Consider the following 10,993-nt stretch of genomic DNA (forward strand, 5'->3'; position numbering starts at 1 on the left):
AAAATAAAGCTTATTAAAAGAATGAGTTATGGATTTACCAATTTTGAACATCTTCGACTTAAGCTGTTTGCTTGCTTTAATTCATAACAAAAATTAACACACGAAAACCAGAAGAGCCAAAATCAGAACAAGTTGATTAACTCATCCCGATAATTGATCTCAAAAAGACTAAAGTAATTAACCAAAACGACCGCTAACATAATCTCTAGTGGACTCTTGAGCAGGATTTTGAAAGATAACCTCGGTGCGATCATATTCCACTAAATAACCCACTTTACCGCCTTTTGGGGTCGGTTCAGCATTATAAAAAGCCGTTAAATCAGAAACCCGCAACGCTTGTTGCATATTGTGGGTGACAATAACTATAGTATATTGGGTTTTTAATTCGTGAATTAATTCCTCAATTTTTAGGGTAGAAATTGGATCGAGTGCCGCACAGGGTTCATCCATTAAAACAACTTCCGGTTTAACCGCAATAGCGCGGGCAATACATAACCTTTGTTGTTGTCCCCCCGATAAAGCTAAACCACTTTCTTTGAGTTTATCTTTAACATCATCCCAGAGAACGGCTTTTTTTAAAGATTCCTCTACTAATTGATCCATATCGCCGATGTAACCATTTAAGCGCGCCCCAAAAGCGATATTTTCATAGATAGATTTAGGGAAAGGATTCGGTTTCTGAAAAACCATACCAATACGACTGCGTAACCCGATAGGATTAACGGAATTACCATAAATATCTTGACCGCGAAAGGTAACTTTTCCCTCAATTTTGGCACTTTTAACCAGATCATTCATGCGATTAAAACAGCGCAAAACCGTACTTTTACCGCAGCCAGAAGGACCGATAAAAGCGACCGCTTTTTTCTCAGGAATATCAAGGTTAACATCACGAACAGCGAGATTAGAACCGTAGTAAACATTTAAGTTTTTGGTTCTCAAAACCGCATCGGTAACAACATCGGTACTATACATAATTTTCAAAGGAATAGGTGTTGGGTGTTTTTTTCAGTGACCAGTGAACAGTAAACAGTAATCAGTGAAAAGAAAACTCCAAACTTGCCACTTTATACTGATAACTGATAACTGATAACTGATAACTGATAACTGATAACTGATAACTGATAACTGATAACTGATAACTGATAACTGATAACTGATAACTGATAACTGATAACTGATAACTGATACTGATAACTGATAACTGATAACTGGATTTAGCCAAAACGTCCACTAACATAATCTTTAGTTGCTTGTTCTTGAGGATCACCGAAGATTTTGTTCGTATGATCAAACTCGACTAAATAACCAATTTTGCCACCTTTATCGGTGGGTTCAGCGTTATAAAAGGCCGTTAAATCTGCTACTCTAGTAGCTTGTTGCATATTGTGAGTAACAATAATAATTGTATAACGTTCTTTTAATTCGTGCATTAATTCCTCAACTTTTAAAGTTGAAATTGGATCAAGTGCTGAACAGGGTTCATCCATTAATAATACTTCTGGTTGAGCGGCAATAGTTCGAGCAATACATAATCTTTGTTGTTGTCCCCCCGATAGGGAAAAACCGCTTTCTTTCAGTTTATCTTTTACTTCTTCCCAGAGAGCTGCTCGACGCAAGGAAGTTTCTACTAATTCATCTAAATCGCCTTTATAACCATTTAATCGCGCTCCGTAAACCACATTATCATAGATGGATTTGGGAAAAGGATTAGGGCGCTGGAACACCATACCGATATATTTTCTGACTTCGACAGGATCCACCTCTTGAGAGTAAATATCCTGGTTATGGTAAAAAACTTTGCCGTCAATACGAAAACCGTGAATTAAATCATTGAGACGATTAAAACACCTGAGAATGGTACTTTTTCCGCAGCCAGAGGGTCCGATAAAAGCGGTGACTTTATTTTTGGGAATATCGATGGAAACGTCTCGTACTGCCCGATAATTACCATAGTAGATATCAGCCTTATCGACCTTTAAAACGGTTCCTGTAGAATGGGGGTTAGAGTTAGTTAGCATAAATTATTTCCCTTGAATTTGACTAATTGATGAATTGGAAAGATAGGTGGATTTTTACTTAAATATCCCTTTTTGCTTTTCACTTTTTCCCTGACTTAAGTAGAGAGGCACAATTATTTGTAGGATGGGTTAGCGGGAGCGTAAACTATGCGGGCGTTGGGTTTCATGCTTCAACCCAACCTACGTTCTTTTTCCTTGACTTAATAGGTTTTCTGGCGCGTGGCTAAACGGGATAAAATGTTAGTTAACAACACCAAAAGCACCAGAATTAAAGCACCTGCCCAAGCTAATTGCTGTTGAGGGGCAAAAGGGGCAGTAGCAAAGTTGAAAACTAAGACCGAAAGGGTGGCAATCGGTTCAAAGACACCCCGAGGCCAAAAGTTAGAGAATAATGCCGTAAAAATTAAGGAGGCGGTTTCCCCGGCAGCCCTAGCAATTGCTAAAGTCACACCGGTTAAAATAGCGGGAACTGCGGCAGGAAGGACGATTTTTAGGACGGTTTGGTAGTTATAGGCCCCTAAACCCATGGCTGCCCAGCGGATGTCTTGGGGAACGATTTTTAAAGCCTCATCGGTGGTTCTAATAATAGTGGGTAACATTAACACCGCTAAACCGATCGAACCAGCCAGGGCAGAAAAGCCTAAAAGGGCTGTTCCTTCGCCAAATAAGGGGGCAACTAGCAAACCGTAGGCGAAAACCCCGACAATAATCGAAGGGACACCCGCTAGAACGTTGGTAGCAAAGCGCACACCCTGGGCAAGTTTGTTATCACCGCTAAATTCCGAGAGATAAACCGCCGCTAAAACGCCAATGGGAACTGCGATCGCTGTGGCCAGGGCGACGACGATAATTGTCCCTAAAATGGCGTTAGCGATGCCTCCTCCTCCTAACCCCGGCGGTGGCGGTAATTTGGTAAAGAGATTGGCGTTTAAACGGCCCACCCCTTGCACAAAAACGAAGCCTAGGACGGCAAAGAGGGGAATCACGGTTACGGCTAAACATAAACCCGATAGGACGGTCATAATTGTCCCCAATAGCGATCGAGGACTACTCGGTTTCTTTTTGAGATTATTGCCTAAATTCGCACTATCCATATCAGTAATCAGTTATCAGTTATCAGTAATCAGTGAACAGTAAGTAGGTAGGTGTTAAAAGTTGTCAGACACCCCCCTTATCAAGGGGGGATTAAGGGTAGGGTTGATTCATGAATCAACCCTACTATGAATCAAGCCTAGGATTAAGGGGGGATTAAGGGAGGATCGAAGCTAAAATCCATTTTTAATTTAATTATAACCAGCTACTTAAACAGTAATCAGTTATCAGTAATCAGTGAACAGTAATCAGTTATCAGTGATTAGTAAACAGTGAAAAGTGAAAAGACAGCAGTAAACTGCCATTTGATGATGAACACTTAATACAAACTGCTCACTTAATACTCAAAACTTAAAACTCAAAACTGATAACTGATAACTGACGACCGACGGCTTAATACTTAGCTTTGACGCGATTAACGATTAATTCTGCGAAGATATTGACTACTAGGGTCAAAACCAAGAGAACAAAACCCGCATACATTAAAGCTGATACTTGCATTCCCGATGCTTCGGCGAATTGGTTAGCCAATAAGGAAGCGATCGTGTTAGCAGGGGCGAGAATAGAGGCACTAATGCGGTTAGAATTGCCGATAATCATCGTTACTGCCATGGTTTCCCCTAAAGCGCGCCCTAAAGCTAACATAATCCCCCCAACAATCCCAGAAAAAGCGGCAGGAATTAAGACCCGAAAAATCGTTTCCCAACGGGTGGCCCCCAAACCTAGGGAAGCTTGCCGCAAATCCGGCGGTAAAGCGGCCAAAGAGTCACGAGAGATAGCGATAATAATCGGCAGGATCATAATTGCTAAAATAACCCCCGCCGGTAACATTCCAGGACCCCCTAAAGGAGTACTAAACAGAGGAATCCAACTAAAATTAGCATTTAACCAGTTACCAAGGGGTCTGAGGATAGGAATCAATACAAAGATACCCCATAATCCGTAAACAACACTGGGAATAGCGGCCAAAAGTTGTACGAGAAAAACCAAAATTGTCCGCGCATTTAAGGGGATAAAATCTTCGCTTAAAAAAATGGCTGAACCGATGCCGAGGGGAACAGCAATCAGGAGGGCAATCAGAGAACTAACGAGAGTTCCGTAGATAACGGGCAGAACTCCGAATTCTTCGCGACCGCGCACGGGATTCCAAGCACTACTGGTCAAAAATCCCAGACCAAAGGTTTGAATCGCCGGTAAAGCCCGAATAAAAATCACTAGGGCAATTAGGAGCAAAATTACCCCAATAGCGATGGCAAAGGCGGTAGTTAATCCAACAAAGCCTTTATCGAGGATTTTTTCCGATTCTGGACGTTCTTTAAAAGTTGAGTCGGGTGAAACTGTGGGCGCACTCATGATTAGGGTTTAAATCCAGCTAGTTTGCGGTAGCTAAGGTCGAAATTGACCTTTCTACAGTATTGTAACTTTGAATACATTTTTTCGGCGACTAATCCACCTTGATCGTGTAATCAGGATAGATGACATCGGCAGCGGCGGCTACTCGTTCCCGGACGTTTTTCGGTAGGGGAATATAACCAAGGGGAGCTGCTTGTTCTTGTCCTTGGTTAAGTCCAAATTCGATCATCGCCTCCATTGCTAAAGCTTTTTGGGGATCGTCGTATTTTTTATAAACTAACATCCAACTATAGGTGACAATGGGGTAGGAATTTTCCCCCGGCGGATCGACGATAAAAGCGCGTAAATTTTCAGGCAGTTCAACGTTAGCGAGGGTAGCAGCGGCGTTGGTTTCATCGGGGGCGACAAATTTACCCGCCTGGTTTTGTAGAGCGGCCATGGGCAGGTTATTATTTTTAGCGAAACCGTACTCAATATAGCCGATCGAGCCTTGATTTTGTTGAATTAGGGCAGTTACACCCTCATTGCCTCTACCGCCAAGAAATTTACCTTTTTTGGTCGGCCATTGTACGGCTTTTCCTTCCCCGATGCTTTTTTTCCATTCGGGACTAACGGCGCTTAAAAACTTGGTAAAAACTCCCGTTGTTCCGCTACCGTCTGCCCGGTGAACTACGGTAATTTCTTCATCGGGTAGTTTTAAATCGGGGTTATCGGCGGCAATTTTGGCATCGTTCCAACGGGTAATCGTGCCTAAAAAGATGCCTACATATGCTTCCCTACTTAGTTTCAGCCCTTCTACTCCGGGCAAATTATAAGCCATAACGATGCTTCCCGCCGTCATCGGTAGCAGTAAAACCCCGCGGCTAACTCTGGCCATATCTTCGTCAGTCATGGCTACGTCGGAAGCGCCAAAATCGATCGTACCTTGGATAAATTGTTCGACTCCCGCCCCGCTACCGGTAGATTGATAGTTAATTAGCAGTTTAGAAAATAGTTGATTGATGGTGACAAACCAGTTTTGATATAGGGGTGCAGGAAAAGAAGCGCCCGCACCATTGAGGGCGACCTCTCCTTGCAGAGGAACCTGGGCGATTCTATTGCTTCCCTCTCCGCTGGTTCCCGCCGTATCGCCGCCACCACAAGCGGTTAAAGTCGCTGTTAGAGTCGCTAGGGATAAGGATGTTAGTAAATGGGTTCTATTTTTGTTGAGCATAGGATTAATTTTGATCCGTAAACTGCCTTAAATCTTACGCTAGAATTTACCACTGCTTGGTAAAGAATAGGTTAAGAAGTGAATAAAAGAACGTAATGTATTGTCAATAAAAATTTTCTCGATAACTAGACAAAAATCTCCACTTCTTTTACCATTTGTTTTGACTAAACATTAGTTTTAAGTCGCGGGTAAAGCCACTAACTTTTCCTGTCTAGATAGGGGGTTTCTCTTTCCCTACCATTATAGTGACGTAAAAACAACAAAGAAAAGATTAAGGTTTTTATCCATCATCCCTCAGCTTTTTTCTTCCCACTTCCCTACTTCCCCAGTGATAACTGAAAAGTCTCCCCAATACCCGTTTTTACTTTCTCCTTTTGACACCTATGCTAGAAATCTTTACTCAGCTATCTCGTCCCACCAAAGTAGTGGCAACCATACTAGGAACTGCTCTACTTTTCCCCGCTTGTGCCAATATTAATCCTCAAGACCTAAAACCAATTAAAATCGATGGTTCGAGTACCGTAGCACCAATTACCGATAAAGTTCTCGAAGATTTTAAAGCCAATCCTCCCCACAAAGCTTTGGCTGATGTTAAAGTTGACGCTAATATTTCAGGAACCGGCGGTGGTTTTAGAAAATTTTGTGCGGGAGAAACGGATATTAATAATGCTTCTCGACCAATTTCTGTGGAAGAATTAAAAGAATGTGATGCTAATAAGGTAAGATTTATCGAACTACCGATCGCTTTTGATGCTTTAACCGTGGTAGTCAATCCCCAAAATAACTGGGTTGATGATATTTCCACCACAGAATTAAGAACTATTTGGGAACCAGCGGCCGAGAATAAAATCAAACGTTGGAATCAAATTAATCCCGCTTGGCCCGACCAACCGATTACCCTTCATGGGCCGGGTAAAGACTCCGGAACCTACGATTTTTTTAGTGAGGTAATTAACGGCAAAGATGCCAGTCGTGGGGACTTTAATTTTAGTGAAGATGACCAAGCTTTAGTTAATGCCGTCAGTCAAGATGCCAACGCTTTAGGCTATTTTGGCCATGCTTACTATGAACAAAATCGGGATAAATTAAAAGCTTTGAAAGTTAACGGTATTGAACCAACTCGCGGCAATGTCGAGGATAGTAAATATCAGCCTTTATCGCGTCCTTTGTTTATCTATGTTAATGCCCAAAAAGCCCAAGAGAATCCCGCTTTAGAGAAATTTGTTAAATATTATCTCGATCGAGTTCCCAATTTATTAGATAGTATTGGTTATATTCCCCTACCCGATGAGGCCTATCATTTGGCAAGGGTACAGTTGCAAAAATTTGAGGTAGGAACGGTTTTTGATGGCCGACCCCAACCCAATTTAACCATCGGGGAATTACTTCGTAAACAAGCTCAATTTGAAGCGAAGTAACGATTCCCATCTGATACTAAATCCGTTGACTATAGGCTACATATCAGGACAGGCACTCCTGCAAGGGGAGTGACTCTTAAATTATTACAGATGCGTCAGCAGCTGCGTGTAAGCATCCCACCGAAAAACTAATGCGCTCCGGGGTTTGGGGGCGGCACTTCGACAGGCTCAGTGACCGCGCCACGCCCCCAACGGGGGGTTTGGGTAGGGTTGATTCATGAATCAACCCTACATCGAGAAACTTGTTAATTAACCCTTCGGTGTCGCCCCAAATTGCTCGATGAGGATAGAAGTTAACACCGATTTTAGGTCTTCACAGGGAATCCCTTTTTGTACACAGCTTCCCAGGTGAGCATCTTTACCCACTTTACCCCCCATGTAGAGGTCAACTCCCTCCACGGTTTTGCCGTCTTTGCGCGCTTTTGTCCCCATCAAACCGATATCGGCCACTTGGGGTTGTCCGCAGGAGTTAGGGCAACCAGTCCAGTGCATACGCACACCCCGGGGGATATTTAATTCGGCATCTAACTGACTAATCAAGTCCACAGCCTTATTTTTGGTTTCAATCAGGGCAAAATTGCAGAATTGCGCCCCCGTGCAGGAAACGAGCGCTCGTTGTAAAGGAGTGGGATTGGGGGTAAACTTAGCCAGTAAAGGCTCGGTTAAAAGAGTCGCCATATTTTCAGCCGCTATATTGGGAATAATCACGTTTTGTTCCACGGTTAAACGCAATTCTCCGCTGCCATACACTTCGGCAATCCGGGCCAAATCGAACATATCATCGGCAAATAGACGACCAACGGGAACACAAAGACCGATATAGCTCAATCCCTCCTGTTTTTGCGGAAAAACTCCCAAATGATCCCGTTTTTCCCAGTCGATTGCGTCTTTTTCGGCGGCCGTTGCCAAGGCATAACCTAAGTGATTAGCCACCCGCGTGCGGAATTCCTCGATTCCCCACTCATCAATTAACCACATTAAACGGGATTTTTGACGATTGGCGCGCAATCCATTGTCGCGGTAAACTTCCAAAATTCCTCGGCATAAATCCACCACTTCCTGATTCGGTCTCACCCAAACATTCATAGGAATTGCCGCTTCACAGCGTTTAGCCGAGAAAAAGCCACCCACCACGACATTAAAGCCTAATTCTCCCTCTTTATAGCCAGGAACAAAGGCAATATCGTTAATTTCCGCATGAACCGAGTTATCCCGTCCCCCCTCGATGGCAATATTAAATTTGCGGGGCAGATTGCTAAATTGATAATTACCTTGACCGCAGTTGGTAATCATATCTTGGACTTTTTGGACTAATTCCCTGGTATCAATTAATTCATCCGCGTCTAGTCCTGCCATGGGTGAACCGGTAATATTTCTGACATTATCCATGCCCGATTGTACCGAAGTCATACTCACGGATTTTAGTCGTTGGAAAATATCAGGAAGATCTTCGATGCGAATACCGCGTAATTGTAGGTTCTGACGAGTAGTAATATCGGCATTACCATCATCGCCGTAACGCTGCACGATTTCCCCTAAAACGCGCATTTGCTCACTGCTAATAATGCCGTTAGGAACCCGCAAACGCATCATAAATTTGCCCGGGGTGACGGGACGATAAAAGACCCCCACCCATTTTAAGCGATATTCTAAATCGGTTTTATCCATCGCTTCCCAACCGATTTGGGCAAAATGGTCTAGTTCATCTTTAATGGCTAATCCGTCTTTTTCTGCTTTAAATTTCTCGAATTTATTGAGAGTTGTTCCATCTTTTTCAGGTGCTTGTACCACGAATCTATCTCCTTTTGGTTTGTGGGTGTAATTGTTCTAGTTGGTGCGGGTTAGAAATGAAGAAATCGGGATTTAACAATAAGTATTCTTTAAAATACCGTCGTCATTAGCAAAAATTTAGTAATTTACCTAGTCTCTATTTGTTATTTAATTATTTTTAACTTGGATAATTTTGTATTGTTTGTAACAGAAATCCGTTAACCATCGTGTTTAAGGATTTATATCATGCAGTAAGTGCATTGAGATGGGGTGTGGGGTGTGGGGTGTGGGGTGTGGGGTGTGGGGTGTGGGGTGTGGGGTGTGGGGTGTGGGGTGTGGGGTGTGGGGAGAATAAATAAAGGCAATCTCCCGACTCCTGAATACTGGCTCGGAGTCTCTTGCCCTTACCTAGCGGTTCAGGGGGTATTGTGTAAAAATAAGAAAAGATCGGTTTTTTTTTACTAAACCTATGGCCACTTCTTCCATTGCCGTTAGAGAATTACCTCTCTTTCCCCTACCCGAAGTTGTTTTATTCCCGGGTCGTCCTCTGCCCCTGCACATCTTCGAGTTTCGCTATCGGATTATGATGAATACGATATTGGAAGAAGATCGCCGTTTTGGGGTCTTAATGGTAGATCCAGCCACGGGAGAAATCGCTAAAGTCGGCAGTTGTGCGGAAGTTGTCCGTTGTCAACGTCTCCCGGATGATCGCTTAAAAATTCTCACCATCGGTCAACAGCGTTTCCGTGTCCTAGAATACGTCCGGGAAAAACCCTATCGTGTCGGTTTGGTGGAGTGGATTGAAGATGTCCCCACCATCCAAGATCTGCGACCTCTGGCCAAAGAAGTGGATCGACTGCTGCGGGATGTGGTCCATCTATCAGCCAAATTAACCGCTCAAAAAATTGAACTCCCCGACGATTTGCCTAGTCTTCCCCTGGAATTATCCTACTGGGTGGCGGGTAATCTCTACGGTGTGGCCGGGGAACAACAAGCTTTATTAGAAATGCTCGATACAGTCAGTCGTCTCCAACGAGAATCGGAAATTCTCACCTCAACCCGCAATCATCTGGCCGCTCGCACGGCTCTTAAAGATGCTTTAAATTAATAATCTGTAGGTTTTTCAGCTGCGGGAGAGGGAAATGGGGGACATGAGCAGAAAACGGGTTTCTCCGAGAAACCCGTTTTCTGTGCGTTACTCAACGGATTTAGTATTATTTCAGTGAACAGTGAACAGTAATCAGTGAACTGATAACTGACCCACTGATAACTGATAACTGATAAATGATAACTGTTAATCTGGGGATTACCTAATGTTTACCTTGATACCGTAGAGTGGGGTTAAAATTGTTAGCCCCTCACCTAGGAGAACTTTGATCATGTTGCTGACCTATAATCCCAACTCCTCACCCTTCCGAGAAGACTATAGCGAGAGTCGTCGGCTCCATTTTTATGATCGCGGGGAAAATATTCCTCTGGTGGTTGATGGAGTCTGGCAAGTTTATCGGGGTATGGCGCAACTAAGTCAAGTATCTGAGAGTGGGGAGGAAATTTTACTAGGCTGGGTTCATTCATCCCACTTTTTTGGCTTAAATTTGACCCATCTGGAATCCTATCACGCCAGAGCCTTGTCGGAACTGTACCTAAAGTGGTACACGATCGCCGAAGTGGAAAATTCGGCGGAATTAACCAGGATGATGTTAAATCAAATGATCCGTCGTCAACAACAAACGGAATCCCTACTTGCGATCGCAGGAATCAAACGAGTCGAGGAACGTCTCCAGCAGTTACTACAGCTATTAAAGCGGGAAATGGGAGAACCAATCGCCCAAGGCAGTCGTTTAAAGATCCGTTTAACCCATCAAAATCTCGCCAATGCTATCGGTACTACAAGGGTAACGGTGACGCGTTTATTAGGCGAATTTCAGCGTCAGGGAGCGGTGAGCAGCGATCACGATCGCCATTTAATCATTCACGATTAACTCAGTCCTGTTGACATCCTCGCCCCCCTAAAAGTGCGGCGATTCCTAAACCTCACGATTTAAGTTTCTGCTTCCACCACCGTCGCATACCACAGTTAAAAAACCATGTACTGTCTTACACAGAGTCCACAGACTTTCGCCCCA

General features: G+C 43.5%; 10 protein-coding genes. 3 read left to right on the plus strand and 7 right to left on the minus strand.

From position 1 onward, the window contains the following. Nucleotides 1–177 precede the first annotated feature (177 nt). The 6 genes from pstB (EWV66_RS17285) to pstS all read right to left on the minus strand — a co-directional run bounded on the left by pstB (EWV66_RS17285) (nt 178) and on the right by pstS (nt 5,679). Nucleotides 178–975: a phosphate ABC transporter ATP-binding protein PstB gene (gene pstB / locus EWV66_RS17285; RefSeq protein WP_287108293.1), complete on the minus strand. Its 798-nt coding sequence runs from the start codon at nt 973–975 to the stop codon at nt 178–180. A 61-nt stretch (nt 976–1,036) separates the two neighbouring features. After that, nucleotides 1,037–1,240 carry a hypothetical protein gene (locus EWV66_RS17290; protein WP_287116017.1) on the minus strand — a complete coding sequence of 68 codons (204 nt, stop codon included), beginning with the start codon at nt 1,238–1,240 and terminating at the stop codon, nt 1,037–1,039. Beyond that, nucleotides 1,218–2,021 carry a phosphate ABC transporter ATP-binding protein PstB gene (gene pstB, locus EWV66_RS17295; protein ID WP_052277164.1) on the minus strand — a complete coding sequence of 268 codons (804 nt, stop codon included), beginning with the start codon at nt 2,019–2,021 and terminating at the stop codon, nt 1,218–1,220. The genes EWV66_RS17290 and pstB (EWV66_RS17295) overlap by 23 nt, the downstream gene beginning before the upstream one ends. Nucleotides 2,022–2,221: 200 nt before the next feature. Next, nucleotides 2,222–3,115, minus strand: a complete 894-nt coding sequence (gene pstA / locus EWV66_RS17300; protein WP_002760018.1) for a phosphate ABC transporter permease PstA — start codon at nt 3,113–3,115, stop codon at nt 2,222–2,224. Between the two features lie 391 nt (nt 3,116–3,506). Next, nucleotides 3,507–4,466 carry a phosphate ABC transporter permease subunit PstC gene (gene pstC, locus EWV66_RS17305; protein WP_151696972.1) on the minus strand — a complete coding sequence of 320 codons (960 nt, stop codon included), beginning with the start codon at nt 4,464–4,466 and terminating at the stop codon, nt 3,507–3,509. A gap of 91 nt (nt 4,467–4,557) precedes the next feature. Beyond that, nucleotides 4,558–5,679, minus strand: coding sequence for a phosphate ABC transporter substrate-binding protein PstS (gene pstS / locus EWV66_RS17310; RefSeq protein ID WP_287108301.1), 1,122 nt, complete (start codon nt 5,677–5,679; stop codon nt 4,558–4,560). Nucleotides 5,680–6,062: 383 nt separating this feature from the next. On the opposite strand from pstS, the gene EWV66_RS17315 reads away from it, so the two are divergent. After that, nucleotides 6,063–7,097: a PstS family phosphate ABC transporter substrate-binding protein gene (locus tag EWV66_RS17315; RefSeq protein ID WP_287108303.1), complete on the plus strand. Its 1,035-nt coding sequence runs from the start codon at nt 6,063–6,065 to the stop codon at nt 7,095–7,097. A 249-nt stretch (nt 7,098–7,346) separates the two neighbouring features. Here EWV66_RS17315 and EWV66_RS17320 read toward each other — a convergent pair whose 3' ends face one another. Then, on the minus strand, nt 7,347–8,888 hold the full coding sequence (locus EWV66_RS17320) for a ferredoxin--nitrite reductase (RefSeq protein WP_052277169.1): 1,542 nt from the start codon (nt 8,886–8,888) through the stop codon (nt 7,347–7,349). Between the two features lie 448 nt (nt 8,889–9,336). On the opposite strand from EWV66_RS17320, the gene EWV66_RS17325 reads away from it, so the two are divergent. Together EWV66_RS17325 and EWV66_RS17330 are read left to right on the plus strand one after the other, a co-directional pair. Beyond that, on the plus strand, nt 9,337–9,975 hold the full coding sequence (locus EWV66_RS17325) for an LON peptidase substrate-binding domain-containing protein (protein WP_002765437.1): 639 nt from the start codon (nt 9,337–9,339) through the stop codon (nt 9,973–9,975). 271 nt (nt 9,976–10,246) lie between these two features. Continuing rightward, nucleotides 10,247–10,849 carry a Crp/Fnr family transcriptional regulator gene (locus EWV66_RS17330; protein ID WP_052277170.1) on the plus strand — a complete coding sequence of 201 codons (603 nt, stop codon included), beginning with the start codon at nt 10,247–10,249 and terminating at the stop codon, nt 10,847–10,849. Nucleotides 10,850–10,993: the final 144 nt, after the last annotated feature.

Origin of the sequence: Microcystis sp. M_OC_Ca_00000000_C217Col (assembly GCF_007095585.1) — a bacterium.
Taxonomy (GTDB): domain Bacteria; phylum Cyanobacteriota; class Cyanobacteriia; order Cyanobacteriales; family Microcystaceae; genus Microcystis; species Microcystis panniformis.